Below are 18,223 nucleotides of genomic sequence, written 5' to 3' on the forward strand. Positions count from 1 at the left end.
TCTACTCTTCATTAGCCGCGATGGCCAGCAGATACCAGGCCGCATGCGGCAGCCACTGCTCCGCCCATCGCCAATCGCTGTCTTTACCGGTTTGTTTATAAGCCAAGTTAAAGTCTATATCGTCTTCATTGTTGAGTCCGGACGTTACGCCGTTTACGATACCACCGGGTGCATTCGTGTATTCAAACGTTCCGAAAAAGCCGTAGGTCGGGTTGTTGTGGCCCGCCCCCTGTAGCATGCTGGCATCATAGGGGTTTAACCCCAGTATCCAGTTAAGCTGATCGAGCGCAAAGCCATTCAATTGATCGTGCAGTCGTTTGTCGTCGCTGAATAGCGGAGCGGCCAGCCGAGCAGCCGTTGCCATAGACGCAATCCGGGCATTTTCACCCTGCCACCAGGGCGAAGCCTCGCTTCCGTGCGGAAAGAAAAATGTACTCCGCCGACTTCCCAATGTATCCTGCACCAATTGCCGACTGTAGCCAAACGGATTCGTTACTTCGTGCGTAATCGCCAGTTCGTGCGCCAGGGAGCGCTTAATGACTTCTTTTACCTTAGCCTGAATCTGGGGCGACGCCAGCGGGTAATAATACAACAGGCTTGTTAACGGCAATCCCGCATCGGAGGGGTGAAAGAAGGGCCGATCCTGATTGTCGGCCCGCCAGTAACCATTGTAGTTTTTCCAGGACGAAAGTCGATTCAGAAGTTGCTGCGCCCGTTTATCGGCCACTTGCTTGTAGCTATTTTTTTTCGTCGCCTTGTACAGTTCCGTAGCTGCACTCAACGCGCAGTACTCATCAACGATGTTCTCAACGCCATCGTTGGTCATAGCTACGTTCTCTTTTTCCAGAAAAGCGAAGGCATCTTCGGCAGCTTTCAGGTAGACAGCGGGGCTAAAATCACCCGTCATATCCGGGCCATAGGCAGATGCCATCGCCAGTGCGGCAATAGCCAGCCCCCCACCCGACCGGTAACTGACCTGGTACTTTCGCCAGTTTGTTTCATCGGCCGCGCTGGCCAGTGTCTGGTCTTTCGTTTGCTTGATGCGATACGCTTTATCTTCAGCCTGAATAACGCGGTCTTTTGCTAATTTCCCCGGTCCCGGTGCTTTGACCGACCGATAGAACGAACCACCTTTGGCCTGTACCCGCACCAGGTAGTCGGCACCGTACATGGCCTCATCGAGCAGCCGACGCGTATACTGCCGAAAGTCCGAGCCCGTTCGTTTTGTGAGTTGATCATGCGTTTTGAACAGGCTCCAGGCCGTCAGTGTGATTTGTTGTGGATTGAAGTACGATGAGAACGTCAGGTGCGACAAATGCTTGCCGTAATCGCCGGTTGCATCGTACCAGCCTCCGTGAACGTCCAGTGAATCAGCCGGATGGCCCGCCAGTATCAGTTTATGATCTGCTTTATCCAGCAACCCGGAACTACGCTGACCTTTAAAATAATAGACGACATCCGACAAGGTAAACTGCTCCAGTACATTTTTGCTGATTGAAAATGGATAGGACTCGACCGGCTTCCCCGCCCCGGAAACCTGCACCCGATACGTGCCCTCGGTTTTGTAAGCACTGAAATCCATCGTCCAGAAAAGCCAGTTCTTCCACTTGTTCACGGATCCGCTGAAGAGGGGCTTCCCCGAATAGACCACCTTGCCGGTTGCCGTGTTGACAAGCTCAAAACCGTTTACGGACACCTGCCGGTCGGCCATCAGAATAGCCCGCTTGGCTTTTGCCGGCTCATACCCTACCTGATTGGTTAGAACACGAATGGATTGTGCATTCAACAGGCACGACGGGTGGATACAAACAACGACAAACAGGGTTTTTAGTAATCGAAACTGCATTGACAAGTGAGGTTGGTTGTGTAATGTCCCTACTGCGCGGGTTGCCGGAACAAATGCTTTAGTTTTTCTGTCTGGCTCCCCACAGGATAGCATTCCTGAACAGGGTGGTAAAGGCTTTGTTGTCCAGCAAGTTGGGATGATGCCCCATAAAGATATAGACATTGCGCGCTTTTACTCGCTCGTTTGACCAGACTACCGGGTGGTCTCCCATCTTGATAGGCGAGTCCGGCGAATAGGTTGATTCATCAACTGAGGCCAGTACGTTGACATTAGGGCGCGGGCTTTTGTCGTAGGTGTACCATTCTTCTTTCTGGATCTCAAATGAAGCGGGTACTCCTTTCAGGCAGGGGTGACTTTTTGCTTCAACTCGTACGGTTGCTTTGGCAAAGTCGGGAATGTAATTTTTATACCGGATACCGCCCATAAAATCGGAGAACCAGGGCCACATGGCGTACCCGTCGAATTCGCCCAGCAGGGTGGCATGGTGAAACCCGATCCAACCGCCTTTCCCTTCGGTAATGTATTTTTGAAAGGCCGCTTTTGCCGTATCGCTCCACATATAAGGTGGGTAATTCAACTGGATGAACAGCTGATACTGCGCCAGAAATTTATCGTTTATCGGCTCGGCATTCTCAATGTAATGGATCGCAAAACTGGTTGTGGCAGCCTGATCGGCGAGCCATGTTTTTGCCGCAGCTACGAAGGGCGCATGAATGCCACCGGCTTCGGTCATGACGAGCACGTTAAACCGGGGCTTTGCGGATTGCCCGAACAGGGAGCCACTCCAAGCGGTCCCAGCCAGGATCAATGAGGAGCGAATAAAATCTCGTTTCGTAAAATACGTTGCCATGAATGAGTACCTTCTTCGTAATAAGCTGATGATCCGGCTAGCGAATCAGGCTCAGGGGACCCGTCTTCTGATCAGTAATGACTTTACCCCGTTGCCTGAGCCGATACTGAATCCGCCATGCGTACTCACCTGTTTCGCACCGATCGCCGTGGTAATTACCATCCCACTGGAAGGGCGAGTCTTTTGTCTCGAAAACAACTTCTCCCCAGCGGTTGAAAATAGCCAGCGATGTAATGGTAATGTCTCCGCACCCGTAGGCCAGAAAGGCATCATTCAGCCCGTCGTCGTTGGGGGTAAAGGTGTTGGGGGCGTAAAGAACGCAATCGCAGGCGCTATAATCAATCATAATTGAGTCGGCTACGGTGGCGCAGGCATTTTGCACACTCGCCCGGTATACGCCCGAACTACTTACGGTCCGTTCCATACCGCCAACCTGATCCGCCCAGGTAAACGTTCCCTCGGCAACAATCGGCCTGATGACGAATAACTGCGCCCCGCACAATTGTTTATCGGGTCCTAACTCCAGCTCGGGGGGGCGGATGTACTTTACCTGAATGGTATCACGGGCAATGCAGCTGGCCTGCGTTACCTGTACGCTGTATTGCCCGGCCTGACGTACCGTCAGTGTATTCGTTGATGAGCCATCCTGCCATCGGTAACTCGACGCCGTTGCAGCCGGTATTTGCAAGGAGAGCGTCTGTCCAGTACAAATGGTTGTATCGACACCCAGGCTGAAGTCAAGTGAGTAGTCGACCGTAATGCTATCGGTAAGTGTTTTGCAGGTAGTAAGCACCGTTACGGAGTATTTACCGGGCTTTGTGACCAGCAAGGTAGGCTTGGTACTTCCGTCATTCCACCGATAATCAGATGCTCCGGGCGTGGTTGCATTGAGTAAACAGGTACTCTTACGGCCGCACAGGGTGGTATCCTTCCCAAGATCGAGGTTGACAGGTACCAGCGATACATCATCAACGAACAAGTAATAGAACCCCAGAAAAGGTGGCTCCTTGTAAAAACTCCCAATGGTTATGTACTGCTCCCCGCCCTTGCCCGTTACAAAACCGGCAACCCGTTGCCATTGCAGGCGGCCAAGGCTGCTTTTAGGCTGCGTATCCAGAATTTGCGGACGGGCGGGCAGAATATCCGTTGTTGTGGCGTCCGTAACCGGGCTTGCCGAAAAATAAGCCCCCAGTGTTTCCGTGAGGTATTTGCCGGGCGTATCCGTAGCGATGTACATCTCGAAATAATAGCACTCATCAGCGATCAGGGGTTTGGTCAGGCGTACCCCCAGGTACTCGGCCCACCCCTGATCAAAAAATAAACGCCCTACGCCCTGGCCCGAATGGGGTGGTAACAACATTTGCCCGGTTCTGAAGCACTCGTGGTAGAAATCGGGAGTGGCCCGGTTGGGATTGTACCAGGGTGTGGCCTCGATGAGCTGATTATCCTGTCGCGGACAGTTTCGGTACGTTTCAAAGCTACCGTTGGGAATAAGGTTTTGTCCCGTAAGCATTCCGGGAAGGAGCGCAACGAGACTAACCAGAAGCCAACTATATCCTTTCCGCATAACCCGAAATTATTAAACCGAAGCTGAATATCAACGGCCCGGCCCACCGAACGAGGGGTATCTAAGGTACTGATTTTTCGCGAACACAGACACTATCCCCAGCGGTTAAATATACCAAAAAAGCCACTCTGTTTAGGAGCGGCTTTTTTAGACGGTGTGGACGGAATTACTGCATCAAAGGGGCATTTTCTGATTAGTACTGTATTTAGCCTGGCTCAATTCAGGCAGAAGGACTTTTAGTTGATAGCGTTATAAAGATAGTATCTGGCCTATCGTTGCGCCCTAGGAAAGTTGTCAATGGAAGAAATCAGTAAGCGAACGACCAGACTGACGATGTGAACGACATTCGGCGGGTAATCCCGACATAACCCGATCGGTTCGTTAGTCGCTGCTCAATAGTGATTGAACCGCTGCAGAAATTCTTCTTTGTAGCTCCGGCTTAACGGGATCAGCTGCGTTCCGATGCTTAATTCGGCATCGTTAAAGGAATCCACTTTGTAAATATTAACCGCGTAGGATCGGTGTACCCGAACCAGAGACGGTAAGTTCATTCGCTCCAGAATACCACTCAACGTTTGCCGGACAACATACTTTCGGTTGGTCGTAACCAGGGTAGTGTACACATTATCGGCTTCCAGGTAGAGTAACTCTGCTGTGTCTATTTTGACAAACTGGTAGTTTTGCTTGATGAATAAATGGTCCTCGATTTGCAGAATCGTTTCCTTCTCCCGCGCTGTGCTCCGTTCAGTTGCTGCCGCAACGGCCGGAGCGGGTTTGGTTCGGAGGCTGAAGTTGTGGATGGCCAGTTCGATAGCGGTTCTGAGACTGGTTAGTTGGTAGGGTTTGTTGACATAGGCCGCTGGGTAGGTCTGTTTAGCCCGTTCCAGCGTTCCCCGATCCGTCAGGGCCGTTAGGTAAATAACGGGAATAGGCCGTTCGGCGGTTATGTGTTCTACGGTTTCAATACCATCCCAGTCCCCTTTTATGGTGATATCGCAGAGTAACAGATCGACACGTTGTCGCTTGGATAGGTCGAGCGCTTTGCGTCCGTTGTTCGCAATACCCACAACAAAGTAGCCATCGGCTTCGAGGCTATCGCTCAACTCCATGGCCAGGATACCTTCATCTTCTACTATTAAAATGTGAACGCGTTCATCAGGGGTCATCAACGGGTACTATTTATAAGATTGGGGTAGGACAATCGTATCAATGTCTGCTAATTAACTAGTATTGGTTCATAAATGATCCAGGATAGTACTGTATGGGCTATTATTACGCTGATTCTATCCATGCAATGGGCAACAAGCGTGTTTTCTCAGCAAACGAACCATCAGGCCGCCAGACGATTCTGGGGTATATGCAGCCGACACAAGGTGCCGTTGTGGGATGTCAATTCAAATTTACCGTCTAATTGTTCGGTTAGGGTAGCCACCAGACGTCGACCGAATGATGTCTGGCTACTACCTTTCTGCCAGTCGGCAGACGCTATACCGGGGCCATTGTCCTGCACTTCCAGCGTAATACCGGGCTGCACGGCTTCCGTGGCATAATCAAGTCTGATACGCAGTCGTGGGTGCTTCTGATGAGCAAAGGCGTATTTGAACGAATTAGTAATTAATTCATTCACAATCAGCCCTAACGGCACGGCCACATCGACATCCAATTCTTCTACAACTACATCAACCTGTAAATCGAAGTTAGCGGATTCGTATCCGTACGCCTGCATCAGGCTCACGGCCAAATCGGTCAGGTACTCCCGGATGTTAACGATGGTTACCCGATCTGTCTGGTACAATCGCTGGTGAATGAGCGACATAGCTTGTATCCGCTGCTGCCCCTTCCGAAGCGCTTGCACAGCTTTCTCATCCGTTAGGCCGTTTGCCTGTAAGGTGAGTAGGCTCGACACGATCGCTAAGTTATTTTTAACCCGGTGATGCAATTCTTTCATCAGGGTACGCAACTGATCGGACTGACTGACCAACTGCTGGCTATTGCTGGTAATGATCTCGTTCTGAATGGACAATCGCCTGTTGGCCCGTCGCAGTGCCCAATATTGACCCACCAGAAGGCTCAGTAGTAAACCGAGCAGCCCCAGGCCACCAGCCATGTAATTCACCTGCCGGGTTTGCTGTCGGTTCTGCTGATCAAGGGCCGCAATCTGGCTTACTCGTTTTTGCGTTTCGTATTTAGCCTGAACATCGGCGATTGCCCGCGTTTTTTCAATATCAACGATTGCTTTTACACGGGCAATCCGGCGGTTCTCTTCGGCCTGCATAGCCGCAATCTCTCTTTCCTTAGTTGACTCAATACGGGCAATTTCTCTGGTTTTGGCCAAAGCCAGCCCGGCCTGAATCGTTGCCAGTTCGTTCGACTTTTTTAAGGTATACTGTTCTTCCAGGCGGGCTACCGTGCGTGTTTTGTCTAGATTCATCAACGAATCTTCGATTTGCTTCTGCTGCACGGCGTACCGATAGGCCTTCTCGTATTTTCCTACGCTCGCGTACATCTGCGACATCATTTTGTAAACCGAACGAGTCAGTGGCGCATCCTTGCTTTTCTCTACCAGCATAATGGCTTTTTCGCCGTATAAAACAGCCTGTTCGGGTTTTTGCAGGAGCTGATACGCCGTAGATAGATTGCGATAGTTATGAACAAGACTGGTTGTTCGGTTGAGTTCCAGATTGATGGCCAGGGCCTTGTTGAGGTACACAATTGCCTGTTCATTCTGGCCCTGCACGGTGGCATTTTTTCCAAGGTTATTGTAAATGACCCGGTACGCTTCGGGCTTGGCATGCACGGCATCATTGATCGCCAGTGCTTTCAGGAAACACTCCCTTCCCCGCTCGTACTCGCGCAGGTCTTCATAAATAATTCCGAGGTTAATGTAGTTCTCCGACAGAGCGCGGTTGTTCTTGAGTTCCTGGTTAATTTTAATGGCCTGCTGCATGTAATACAATCCTTTTTCGAGGTTGACCCGTACCCGTAAATCGCCACCCATCGTTTTGTACAGCAGCCCCAGGTTATGATACACTTTGGCGACCGAACCCGGTTTATGGCTTTTCGTGAAGTAGTTGATGGCAGCCTGCGAACACAGAATCGACTCGTCGAACAACCCCTGATGCAGTCGTATGGCACTGGTGAGCAGGTTGTAATCGCCCAATCCGGCCAGATCATGGGCTTTCTGATAAAGTTGCTGAGCTGGTTTCAGGTAGTATAGCGCCGAATCGAGCCTGCTTTCTTTGAAGAAGCTGTTAGCGATATCGTAGTACGTATGTGCCTTGGTTGTATCGGGGAGTTTGGTCGTCAACGTGGTTTTTAGGCTATCGATCAGCCGACGCTGTGCCTGAGTTGGCTCGTTCACCGCAAGTACAACCAAAAGGCCATACAAAACCCATACATGTCGTTTCATGATAACGTCTTGTAATGATTAACCAGGAGAGGAATAGGTGATAGAGTCTACTTTATCGGCAGGAAATATACGATTAAAATCAGCCCAACGCTTTATGCGTAAATTGATGAATCGTTTCAGGTGCAAATCATTCAGAAATACGTTCGACCAATTGTCGAATCGCTGGCACTGAACGCCCAGATAAAACAGATAAGCGCTCAGTCCCAACATAGGCAACAGGCGCTTTTCCTCCTCGCTGATTTTCGTGATCGACTCATAACCAGCCAGGAAGCTTTCTTTCTTCTTCCAGAATTCGGCCTCATCGGCTTCCGTACTGTGAATTTGCAAAATGTAGTAAGCGATGTCGGTACAGAGCAGCCCACTCCCGCAAAAATCAAAATCGAACAGGGTTACCTGACCATCCTTGTCAATATTCAGATTATCGAACCAAATATCCAGATGCACGATTCCTTCCCGTGTTCTGGTGCGGTCTATTGTCGAAAATTCCTCCAGTAAATAGCGCTGGATATCGTGCAGAAACGTCAGTTCGGTCGATTCAGCCATTAGAAACGGCTTCACCAAGTCAAGTGAATCAACGAGTAAAAGCTGGGGCGTGTAGCGAGCCCGCTTTAGGGTCAGGTTATGCGTAAGCTGGTGAAAGCGGGCCATGATTTGCCCTATTTTATAGTGCAGTTCGCCCGAAAAGGTCAGTAACTTTTCGCCCTCGGCAAACGAGAAAAGGACACCAAAACGCCTGCCTTCGGGGGCACTAAATTCCTGAATAAACCCACCGTCTGAATCGACCAGCGGATAGGACACCGGAAGTCCGTTTTTCTGCAGGAGCGTCAGCAATCGTAACTCTTCATTGATCTCCGTTTCGGTACGCCAGTCAAGACTATAAATCCGAAAAATCGCTTTGCTGGTACCATCGGTCAGCAGATAGGAATGGTTGACACCAGCCTTCAGCACCTGGCAGGATGTGTTTTCGCCAAGGCCGTATTTTTTCTGTAGAAATTTGCCCAGATGAGCCGACGACAAGATGGAGGACGAAACGGGAAAGGTGGCCATACGCGATGAGTAGCTGTGATCAGGATACGAACGTTTGCTCAGTTGGCAGGATTGTACCGGGCTGCATCAATGATCGACCACAAGTGAATGATCCAGCCCATCAGGAAAAACCAAAGGGCGCCCGCCAGAATAAACTGTAAAATGGCCATCAGCAGACGACCCTGCAAAAGCTGACCTAAACCGGGAATAAAAAAGCTACAAAGAGCTGCCAACACGTTACCGCCTGAACCCTGACCTGCCATGTTTTCTGTCTGTTTAACGGTGAAATCTGCTTTTTCAATAATTCACTGTGTCACTCTCACCTTGTTATTTCCTCCTGGTCTCCCAAATAAAGGTTTTAATCCATTAGCTTACTACGGTAAGTTTTGATACCAAAAGAAAAGTGTCAGGCTACCAAACCTGACACTAAAAAACGAAGCATACTTTACCTTACAACCCTAAAACCCGCCGATTGAAGGCATCGTCGGCGCCGGTTCCGGCGAAGTCATCAAAAGCCCGCTCGGTGACCCGGATAATGTGGTTTTCGATGAAGGGGGCTCCTTCGGCAGCGCCCTCTTCAGGGTGTTTCAACGCGCACTCCCACTCCAGCACAGCCCAACGATCGTAATCGTATTGAGCCAGTTTGGAGAAGATGCCCGAGAAGTCGACCTGCCCGTCGCCTAACGAACGGAACCGGCCCGCCCGCTCAACCCAGCCCTGGTAACCGCCATATACGCCCTGCTTACCCGTCGGATTGAATTCCGCGTCTTTCACGTGATAGGCGTAGATACGTTCGTGATAGAAATCAATGAATTGCAGGTAGTCGAGCTGCTGCAACACGAAGTGACTCGGGTCATAGTTGATACCGGCGCGCGGGTGGTTGCCCACTTTTTCCAGGAACATCTCGAAGGTAACTCCATCGTGCAAGTCCTCGCCGGGGTGAAGCTCGTAGGCAAGATCAACTCCGGCTTCGTCGTAGGCGTTCAGGATCGGTAACCAGCGATCGGCCAGTTCGGTGAAGCCCGTTTCAACCAGACCCGCCGGACGTTGTGGCCAAGGGTATACAAATGGCCACAGCAGCGCCCCTGAGAAAGTAGGGCTGGCACTCAGGCCCAGATTTTTGCTGGCTTTCGCGGTCATCAGCAGTTGGTCAACCGCCCAAGCCTGCTGGTCTTTCGGCTTACCTGCCAACTCGGCCGGCCCGAAGCCATCGAACATAGCGCCGTAAGCCGGGTGTACGGCTACCAGCTGACCCTGAAGGTGCGTAGCCAGTTCGGTGATTTCAACACCAATGTCTTTCAGCTTCCCTTTCAGTTCGTCGCAGTACGTTTGGCTCTCGGCGGCTTGCTTGAGGTCAATCAGACGCGAATCCCAGGTTGGAATCTGGATACCTTTATAGCCCAGATCTGCCATGTATCTGGCAATCGTATCGAGCGAATTAAATGGGGCTTCGTCACCCAGAAACTGGGCAAGAAAAATGCCCGGACCTTTCATTGTTTTCATGTATGTCTACTTTTGAATGAGCGAATGAGTGAATGATAGAATGGCACAAACGCGATAATCTATCATTCACTCATTCAAAATTTATTCAGGTATTTTTGCGCGCTTTGGAGAGTACTTTGATAATTTCAGTAGCCTCCTGCATCAAACTTTCAAGGCGACCGACTGCTATGATGCCTGATTCAGCCAAAACCTCCATCCAGAAAAGTGATTCGTCAGCTTCTTCAATAGTGATGCTCAGCTTTGCATAAAACTCAGCTTTACTTCTGGCTCGGCAAGCAGCTCGGTAATTAGCCCCCGTCGACGATGCCGATCGCAAAAACTGCTTACCCAGTATCTGAGCTTCTTCGGTTTGGGGTAGGGCCTGAAATACACGAACGCTTCGCAACACAAATTCTTTTGTTCTACGTTTGAAGCTTTCGACAAACTCCTCCTTCCCCGAAAAAACTGGCGTCGCTTCCATCATTCTCTCATTCTACAAATCACTCATTCTACATTAAATCTCCACCCAAGCCTGCTTGCGATTGGATTCCAGAATTTTCTCGCAGATGAGCAATTCCCGATAGCCATCGGCGAAGGTTGGATACGTTGGCTTTTCGGGTTGCTTACCCGCGGCAATGGCATCGTACACCTCCTTGAACAACTGCTTCGATGTATCCGGGAACCCTTCGTTGTGGCCGCCGGGGAAACTGATGACCGACCGGGCTTCGGGGTGAGCCAGCGACGGATCGCGCAGGAACGATTCGTTGGCCCCGTCGCGGTTACCGATCCACATCTCGTTGGGCGCTTCGGAATTCCAGGCAAACGTTTTCTTCGAACCGGCGATTTCTAAACGCATCTGATTTTTGCGGCCTGCCGATACCTGCGATACGGTAATGACACCCCGGTTGCCATTGTCGAACCGCAGCAATACGTTGGCGTGGTCTTCAGTGTTAATGGGGACATCAGCGTAATCTTCTGGCTGAAGCATCTTGCCCGAATACGTTTCAACGGGTTTGAGGGGCTTCTTGCGAACTTTATGCACCGTGTTGAAATCGGCCATAACAGCGACCGTTTTGAGGCCGGTAATGTACTCCAGGCTGTCCATCAGGTGAGAGCCGATGTCGGCAATAGCCCGCGAATCGCCTGATTTGTCGGGTTCGAGCCGCCAGTTATAATCGGTGTCATAAAACAACCAATCCTGCAAATAAGAGCCAATGACGGAATACACATCACCCAGCGCTTCCTGTTCGCGCATTACTTTCATCTGACGAACGAGCGGATAATAGCGCAGGTTAAAATGAACGGCATTGACCAGACCCGTTTGCGCAGCGAGGTCGACCAGTTCTTTGGCCTCGTGCAGATCTTTGGCCAGTGGCTTTTCGCACACTACGTGCTTACCTGCCAGTAAAGCCGCTTTTGACTGCGAGAAGTGCAGGAAGTTAGGGGTACAGATGTGTACGGCAGTTATATCCTGCATAGCCAGCAGTTCGTCGAATGTACACGACCGTTCAATGCCTAGTTGATCCGCTTTCTGGCGGGCCAGTTCGGGGGTCACTTCGCACAGAGCGAGAACGTTCGTGTTTGGCAGGCGACGCAGGGCTTCGATGTGCGCGGGACCGATGAATCCGGTGCCAACAACACCGATGTTAATTTTTTGCATGAGGGTTTAACGAGCGAAAAAATGAAAGAGCGAAAGAGCAAAAGAATGAAAGAGCGAAGTCATTTCGCAGCAAACACTCGTTCATTCGTTCACTCTTTCACCCTTTATGTCAGTCGCTCACTGTTTTACGGGATTTAGATAATTTTTTACAAGTTAATAGCCTTCACTGAGTAGGCTGGCAGTCAATGCAAGGCTCTGACAGGCCGCTCTTTCGCTCTTGCACTCATTCACTCTTTAAACGTCGTCCACTTTGTCGAATCATTCTGGCTCGACGCGATGACTGTATCAATAAAGGCCAGGCCACGAACACCGTCTGCCGCTTTCGGAAAGTCATAGAGTGGGTCCGCTTCCCGCCCTTCCATGTGGGCTTTCACAGCATAAGCGAAATTACGGTAGAGGTTGGCGAAAGCCTCAAAGAAACCTTCGGGGTGGCCCGCCGGTAACCGCCAGTGAACCGATGCCGACGCCGACAAACTTCCCACGTTCGGACGGATGATGCGCTGGCCTTCCTGCGTTTTGTATTTGAGCGTGTTTGGCTCCATCTGGTGCCACTCGATACCACCCAGTTCACCCCAGACGTAAATCTTGAGCGAATTTTCTTCCCCATTGGCAATCTGGCTGGCGTGCAGAACACCCTTGGCCCCATTGTCGAAACGAAGCAGCACGTTCCCGTCGTCGTCAAGCTGGCGACCCGGCACAAAGGCCGTCAGGTCGGCGCAGAGTTCGGTGATGTGCAGCCCCGTCACGTACTCCGCCAGGTTTTCGGCGTGCGTACCAATGTCACCCATACAACCTGCGGCCCCTGATTTTGTGGGGTCAGTACGCCAGATGGCCTGCTTGTAGTCGTTGTGCTCTTCATCTTTCGAAAGCCAGCCCTGCGGGTATTCAACGACCACTTTCCGAATCTTCCCAAGCTTACCATTTCGCACCATATCGCGGGCTTCCTTCACCATCGGGTAGCCCGTGTAGTTGTGCGTAAGACCAAACACCAGACCCGATTTTTCAACAAGGGCAGCCAATTCTTTCGCTTCGGCCAGATTCAGCGTCATGGGTTTATCGCACATCACATGAAATCCATTCTCGAGCGCCATTTTAGCGGGCGGAAAATGCATGTGGTTTGGTGTCACGATGGTCAGAAAATCCATTCGCTCGCCTTCGGGAAGAGATTTCTCCCGCTCAATCATCTCCTGAAAAGACGTATAAATCCGGTCTTCGGGCAGGTACAGGGCGTGGCCGGTCGCCTTCGATTTATCGGGCGAGGCACTAAAGCAGCCACAAACCAATTCGATTTCACCATCGAAACCAGCGGCCCGGCGGTGAACGGCACCAATGAAGGCATCAAGCCCTCCGCCAACCATACCCATTCGCAATTTTCTGTGCATTGGTATTGATGTTGAGAGTAAACAGGTTAGAAAAGAGGGTTACAGGGGTTGGTTTACTGTACCCGATTCAGGGTTTATGGTTGGTGGTTGATAGTTTACGGTTGGCTGGCGGGTCAGCAATACACACGCAACAGCTGACCGTAAACCACTAACCATACCCCATAACTCTTTTTTTACAGCCGAAAATTAGCTGTTTTCTCTTATTTTTCGGAAATTTTGCACAAAAACCATCCCTTGGTAGGGAGTTTATGGCACCTCCTGTCTTTTAATTTTTTTATTAATCCTGTCGCTAAACCACTTTTATCTCGCAGAAATGAGCCTAACCATTAATCGTTCGCGGCTGTTCAACGCCAGTTGCTTTTCGCTCATCACTACCGCGATGGCTTTTGCCATCCGGGCTGGTGTTCTTACTCAGTTGGGTAAGGAGTTCAATCTGACGGCCGAACAGCTAGGCTACGTCAACGCGATGGCCTTTCTGGGTTTTCCGATCGCGATGATCTTTGGCGGCCCGCTCTACAACGTCATCGGCCCCAAGCGCATCGTGTGGGTAGCTTTCGCAACGCACATACTGGGCCTGATCATGACCATTTTCGCAGGTGGCTACTGGACATTGCTCCTATCGACCTTCTTCGTCGGGTTCGGTAACGGTACGGTAGAGGCAGCCTGTAACCCTATGATTGCCGACATGTACGACGGTAATGTGAAGATCAAAATGCTGAGCCGGTTCCATATGTGGTTTCCGGGCGGCATTGTTATCGGAACCCTGGTATCGAAATTCATGACCGACGCTGGCCTGGGCTGGCAGTTGCAAATCGGATCCATTCTGATTCCGGCCGTGGTTTACGCATTCATGTTTTTGGGACAACAATTTCCGGCCAGCAAAGTAGAAGGAGCTGCGTCTACCGGCGAGAACCTGAGATCAATGATGTCACCCCTTTATCTGTTCATGCTGGCCTGCATGGCGCTGACCGCTATCTCTGAATTCGGTCCTGAGCAGTGGGTGGGTCCTATTCTGGGTAAAGCGGGTGCTAGCCCAATGCTCATTCTGGCTTTGGTAACGGGATTGATGGCCGTAGGACGGTACTTTGCCGGACCGGTTGTACACAGCCTGAACCCAACCGGCGTATTACTCGGCTCGGCAATTTTTGCGGCTCTGGGCGTTTACCTGATGAGCACCGCTACTGGCCCGATGGTGTACGTGTCAGCGGTCATATTCGCCATTGGCGTTTGTTATTTCTGGCCAACCATGATTGGCTTTGTCGCGGAATATATTCCTCGTGCGGGTGCTTTCGGTATGTCGATTATGGGGGGTATGGGTATGTTTGCCACGTCCATCTTCCAACCGATCATCGGTGGCTGGATTGATACTGAGACAGCAGCGGCTAAAGGTCGGGGCCTTTCGGGCGATGCCGTCGAGCTGGCAGCCGGACAGGCAACACTGGCGCACATGGTTATCTTCCCCGTGATTCTTATTGTGGCATTTGGCGGATTATACTTCTTCATGCGCAACCGGAAACCAGGCCATGTCGATGAAACGGTCATCCTGGAACAGCCTCAGTTATAAGTTATTAAATAAAGCAATCCATTAACAGAAAAGCCTGAAATCGACGATTTCAGGCTTTTCTGTTAACTAAGTAATTAAAAGTCAATTAACTGTGACTTATGTATTAACGCTATCGCTTACTTTATCGTCAATTAGTCAAATTACTAATCTAATTATCTAATTAATAAGGCGGTGGCTTTACTCGATGTATACACAACGCCCCTGACAACAGCTCAGGTTGCTCATCTTCTTCGGCGGGCCACGTTTGGCCCTACCCCAGAACAGTTGAAGACGCTTACCGGACAAACAGCAGCCCAGATAGTAGCTAAACTATTGGTCGATCAGCCGACGCCCGCCCCGCCCCTTGATCTGGCGACAAGCAAATCGTTTCATGATCAGCCATTTGACATGGCAAATTCGGGCAAACTGACTTCGTACGTTAAGCAGTGGTGGGCTAACCTGATGCTCAACCAGCCAGTGTCGTTGCTCGAAAAAATGACCCTTTTCTGGTCCAACCACTTCGTTACCAACACGACAACGGTCAATGATTATCGGTATACCTATCGGTACAATGCGTTGCTCCGGCAGTTTGCGCTCGGTAATCTCAAAGCCTGTGCCATTGCCATTACGCAGGACCCGGCCATGCTACGGTTTCTGAATGGCAACCAGAATCTGGTGGGTACCGCTAACGAAAACTACGCCCGCGAGCTTCAGGAACTCTTTACCATCGGGCGCAACGGGGGCTATACTGAAGACGACGTCAAGGCAGCCGCTAGAGTCCTGACAGGTTGGGTAGATACAGGGTATCGCGATGCAACCAACGCGACCATCGGCAGTGCATTCAAGGCCAGTCGGCACGACACCACCGACAAAACGTTCTCGGCCACTTACCAGACTACCGTCATAAAAGGGCGATCGGGAGTTACGGCGGGCCTGGACGAATTAAACGACCTGCTCGACATGATACTCAACAATGTCGAGACACCCCGCTACATCTGCCGGAAGCTGTATCGCTGGTTCATCAACGCCGATATTCCGACTGCGGTCGAAGCCGACTTTATTCAGCCGCTGGCCGAGCTATTCCGAACAGGTAATTTTGAGCTAAAACCAGTATTGAGCGCTCTTTTCCAGAGTCAGCATTTCTTCGATGCAGCGTTGCAGGGGGCCATCATTAAATCACCCACCGATCTGGTTGTGGGCACCTTACGCTTCTGGGGTGTACAGGCCCCCGATCCTACGAAAAACATAGCCGGTTTTTATCAGGTCGGGAGCTATATAAACGCCCGCTTAGTCGAAGAGCAGCAGGATCTATTGAATCCACCGACGGTATTCGGCTGGACCGCCTATTACCAAACGGGGTATTATCAGCAATGGATCAACGCCACTACGCTGGGGCTAAGGGGCTATTTCAGCGATTCCCTTACGACCAATGCATTGAAGCTGAACAGTAAACTGGCCGTCGACGTACTGACGTATGTCAAAACACTATCCAACCCCGGCGATGCCGCTAAGCTAGTAACTGATCTGACAGCGCAGTTGCTGGCTCTCCCACTCGATCAGGCCCAGAATGATTTTCTGACCGATACGATTCTGCTGAACTCCATTCCCCGCTACGAGTGGACCAGCGAGTGGAACGATTACACCAAAGCGCCCTCCGACACCGCCAAGAAACAGGCGGTTCAGCTAAAACTGACGTCTTTTCTGCAATACATCTTCCGCATGGCGGAGTATCAGGTGAATTAATCAAAGGGCGAAAGAGTGAATGAGCGAAAGAGCGGTTTCCCAACGCGAATCGAATTGATCTCATTGACTCACTCATCGCTCCAACGGATCGCTCTTTCGCTCATTCACTATTTCGCTCTTTACTCATGAAACGTCGTAACTTTTTACAGCAGGCAGCCTCGTCGCTGATTCTACCAGTTCTCATTGATGGATTCGGAGCCAAAGCGTTTGCGCGCCCTTCGTCCTTTGTGCAATCCCTTATAAACCTGGCTGACCAGACAGATCGGGTGCTTGTAATCATTCAGTTACAGGGAGGCAACGATGGGCTGAATATGGTCATTCCGCTCGATCAAATGGATGTGTATTCGGCACCGAGCTTTCGCGGAAACATTGCCATTCCCGAAGCGAGAGCGCTCCGACTGAAAAAATTCGCCCAAACGGGGTTGCACCCAGCCATGACGGGTATGCAACAATTATTTAATGACGGGAAGTTGAGTATCGTTCAGGGTGTATCTTACCCAACGCCCAACTTCTCGCACTTCAGGGCCAGCGATATCTGGATGACCGCGGTCGATTCCAGCCAAACAGCCTCATCGGGTTGGGCAGGGCGCTACCTCAATAAGCAATACCCGGGCTTTCCAGCCAACTACCCAACGGTAACGATGCCCGACCCACCAGCTATTCAGATTGGTTACGTGGCAACCACCTCGCTGCTTGGCCCAACAGACTCCATGGCCATTGTGTTACAGGATCCCGATACGTTTGCCCGACTGGTTGGCGACACGCCCAAAAGCCCGCTGACCAGTCAAACCGGTTACGCTGGTCAGCAGATCGATTACATCCGACAGCAACAGGCGAGTTCGGTCAGTTATGCCGGACAGATCAAAATGGCCGCCGGGAAGGGAAAAAACCTGGCTACCTATCCGGCAACCAACTCGCTGGCTGCACAACTGAAAATCATTGCCCGGCTAATTAGTGGTGGATTGCAGACGAAGGTGTATTACGTAACATTGGGCGGCTTCGATAACCATGCCAATCAGGTCGATGCCACCGATACAACAACGGGTACCCACGCCAACCTGTTGCGAACGTTGTCCGATGCGGTCCTGGCTTTTCAGACCGATCTGGCCCAGTTAAAACTGGAAGACAGGGTAGTTGGCATGACATTCTCGGAGTTTGGTCGACGGGCAATTTCCAATGGCAGTCGCGGCACGGACCACGGCACGTCAGCCCCCATGTTTGTGTTCGGGACGGCTATCAAATCCCCCATGGTGGGTAAAAACCCTACTCTCAGCGATCTGGACAACAACAACCTGAAAATGCAGATCGATTTCCGGCAGGTGTACGCGGCCATTCTGACCGATTGGTTTGGTACCGATGCCAGTACTGAAACGGCAGCCCTGTTCCGTAATTTTCCGGTGGCCAATGTCTTCAGGTCTTCGCCAGTGACCACAACTGCGGAATCAGGTGAAACGGATCTCCGACTGTACCCGAATCCGGCATCGGGCAATGTAGCGCTCGAATCGGACTGGCTGGCAAAAGGATTGACATCCGTACAGGTTTCCGATATGCAGGGACGGCGAACGACGCTAAACCCAGTCCTGACAGCGCCAGGTTACGCCCAGATCGATGTAGGAAATCTGCCCGTTGGCAATTATATAGTGCAGGTAGAGACCAACCAGGGCTTACTCACGAAGCGGCTATCGGTGACCCGGTAATACTTTTTCGTTACTTTG

14 protein-coding genes are annotated in these 18,223 nt (G+C 51.1%); 3 read left to right on the forward strand and 11 right to left on the reverse strand.

Annotation, left to right across the window (positions count from 1 at the left end; genetic code table 11):
- Position 1: 1 nt before the first annotated feature.
- The 11 genes from ACYU87_RS18845 to ACYU87_RS18895 all read right to left on the reverse strand — a co-directional run bounded on the left by ACYU87_RS18845 (position 2) and on the right by ACYU87_RS18895 (position 13,204).
- Positions 2-1,846 carry a glycoside hydrolase family 9 protein gene (locus ACYU87_RS18845; RefSeq protein ID WP_461135630.1) on the reverse strand — a complete coding sequence of 615 codons (1,845 nt, stop codon included), beginning with the start codon at positions 1,844-1,846 and terminating at the stop codon, positions 2-4.
- A gap of 58 nt (positions 1,847-1,904) precedes the next feature.
- A complete protein-coding gene (locus tag ACYU87_RS18850) occupies positions 1,905-2,696 on the reverse strand; it encodes a ThuA domain-containing protein (RefSeq protein ID WP_461135631.1) in 792 nt (263 codons plus the stop codon).
- Positions 2,697-2,733: 37 nt separating this feature from the next.
- The gene (locus ACYU87_RS18855; RefSeq protein ID WP_461135632.1) at positions 2,734-4,209 is read right to left on the reverse strand and encodes a T9SS type B sorting domain-containing protein; all 1,476 of its coding nucleotides are present in this window, start codon (positions 4,207-4,209) and stop codon (positions 2,734-2,736) included.
- Between the two features lie 446 nt (positions 4,210-4,655).
- A complete protein-coding gene (locus tag ACYU87_RS18860) occupies positions 4,656-5,429 on the reverse strand; it encodes a response regulator (protein ID WP_461135633.1) in 774 nt (257 codons plus the stop codon).
- A gap of 164 nt (positions 5,430-5,593) precedes the next feature.
- On the reverse strand, positions 5,594-7,672 hold the full coding sequence (locus tag ACYU87_RS18865; protein ID WP_461135634.1) for a tetratricopeptide repeat-containing sensor histidine kinase: 2,079 nt from the start codon (positions 7,670-7,672) through the stop codon (positions 5,594-5,596).
- Between the two features lie 18 nt (positions 7,673-7,690).
- A complete protein-coding gene (locus ACYU87_RS18870) occupies positions 7,691-8,719 on the reverse strand; it encodes a phosphotransferase (RefSeq protein ID WP_461135635.1) in 1,029 nt (342 codons plus the stop codon).
- Positions 8,720-8,757: 38 nt separating this feature from the next.
- Positions 8,758-8,961 (reverse strand): hypothetical protein, encoded by a 204-nt coding sequence (locus ACYU87_RS18875; protein ID WP_461135636.1) that lies wholly within the window; start codon positions 8,959-8,961, stop codon positions 8,758-8,760.
- A 187-nt stretch (positions 8,962-9,148) separates the two neighbouring features.
- The gene (locus ACYU87_RS18880) at positions 9,149-10,201 is read right to left on the reverse strand and encodes a sugar phosphate isomerase/epimerase family protein (RefSeq protein WP_461135637.1); all 1,053 of its coding nucleotides are present in this window, start codon (positions 10,199-10,201) and stop codon (positions 9,149-9,151) included.
- Positions 10,202-10,286: 85 nt separating this feature from the next.
- On the reverse strand, positions 10,287-10,664 hold the full coding sequence (locus ACYU87_RS18885; RefSeq protein ID WP_461135638.1) for a four helix bundle protein: 378 nt from the start codon (positions 10,662-10,664) through the stop codon (positions 10,287-10,289).
- Positions 10,665-10,694: 30 nt separating this feature from the next.
- Positions 10,695-11,840 (reverse strand): Gfo/Idh/MocA family protein, encoded by a 1,146-nt coding sequence (locus ACYU87_RS18890; RefSeq protein WP_461135639.1) that lies wholly within the window; start codon positions 11,838-11,840, stop codon positions 10,695-10,697.
- A gap of 227 nt (positions 11,841-12,067) precedes the next feature.
- Positions 12,068-13,204, reverse strand: a complete 1,137-nt coding sequence (locus ACYU87_RS18895; protein WP_461135737.1) for a Gfo/Idh/MocA family protein — start codon at positions 13,202-13,204, stop codon at positions 12,068-12,070.
- Positions 13,205-13,535: 331 nt separating this feature from the next.
- Here ACYU87_RS18895 and ACYU87_RS18900 point away from each other — a divergent pair, with 331 nt between their 5' ends.
- The 3 genes from ACYU87_RS18900 (at position 13,536) to ACYU87_RS18910 (ending at position 18,205) form a co-directional block, all read left to right on the forward strand.
- A complete protein-coding gene (locus ACYU87_RS18900) occupies positions 13,536-14,786 on the forward strand; it encodes an MFS transporter (protein WP_461135640.1) in 1,251 nt (416 codons plus the stop codon).
- 171 nt (positions 14,787-14,957) lie between these two features.
- Entirely contained in the window at positions 14,958-16,508 is a 1,551-nt protein-coding gene (locus tag ACYU87_RS18905) for a DUF1800 domain-containing protein (protein WP_461135641.1), read from the forward strand.
- 125 nt (positions 16,509-16,633) lie between these two features.
- Complete coding sequence (locus tag ACYU87_RS18910; protein WP_461135642.1) at positions 16,634-18,205, forward strand: DUF1501 domain-containing protein; 1,572 nt, start codon at positions 16,634-16,636, stop codon at positions 18,203-18,205.
- Positions 18,206-18,223 lie beyond the last annotated feature (18 nt).

Source organism: Spirosoma lituiforme (genome assembly GCF_054776635.1).

What these genes read in the sequence shown, in the direction of transcription:
- ACYU87_RS18845 (WP_461135630.1), bottom strand. Translation starts at nt 1,846, where the DNA reads ATGCAGTTTCGATTACTAAAAACCCTGTTTGTCGTTGTTTGTATCCAC.
- ACYU87_RS18850 (WP_461135631.1), bottom strand. Translation starts at nt 2,696, where the DNA reads ATGGCAACGTATTTTACGAAACGAGATTTTATTCGCTCCTCATTGATC.
- ACYU87_RS18855 (WP_461135632.1), bottom strand. Translation starts at nt 4,209, where the DNA reads ATGCTTACGGGACAAAACCTTATTCCCAACGGTAGCTTTGAAACGTAC.
- ACYU87_RS18860 (WP_461135633.1), bottom strand. Translation starts at nt 5,429, where the DNA reads ATGACCCCTGATGAACGCGTTCACATTTTAATAGTAGAAGATGAAGGT.
- ACYU87_RS18865 (WP_461135634.1), bottom strand. Translation starts at nt 7,672, where the DNA reads ATGAAACGACATGTATGGGTTTTGTATGGCCTTTTGGTTGTACTTGCG.
- ACYU87_RS18870 (WP_461135635.1), bottom strand. Translation starts at nt 8,719, where the DNA reads ATGGCCACCTTTCCCGTTTCGTCCTCCATCTTGTCGTCGGCTCATCTG.
- ACYU87_RS18875 (WP_461135636.1), bottom strand. Translation starts at nt 8,961, where the DNA reads ATGGCAGGTCAGGGTTCAGGCGGTAACGTGTTGGCAGCTCTTTGTAGC.
- ACYU87_RS18880 (WP_461135637.1), bottom strand. Translation starts at nt 10,201, where the DNA reads ATGAAAACAATGAAAGGTCCGGGCATTTTTCTTGCCCAGTTTCTGGGT.
- ACYU87_RS18885 (WP_461135638.1), bottom strand. Translation starts at nt 10,664, where the DNA reads ATGATGGAAGCGACGCCAGTTTTTTCGGGGAAGGAGGAGTTTGTCGAA.
- ACYU87_RS18890 (WP_461135639.1), bottom strand. Translation starts at nt 11,840, where the DNA reads ATGCAAAAAATTAACATCGGTGTTGTTGGCACCGGATTCATCGGTCCC.
- ACYU87_RS18895 (WP_461135737.1), bottom strand. Translation starts at nt 13,204, where the DNA reads ATGGGTATGGTTGGCGGAGGGCTTGATGCCTTCATTGGTGCCGTTCAC.
- ACYU87_RS18900 (WP_461135640.1), top strand. Translation starts at nt 13,536, where the DNA reads ATGAGCCTAACCATTAATCGTTCGCGGCTGTTCAACGCCAGTTGCTTT.
- ACYU87_RS18910 (WP_461135642.1), top strand. Translation starts at nt 16,634, where the DNA reads ATGAAACGTCGTAACTTTTTACAGCAGGCAGCCTCGTCGCTGATTCTA.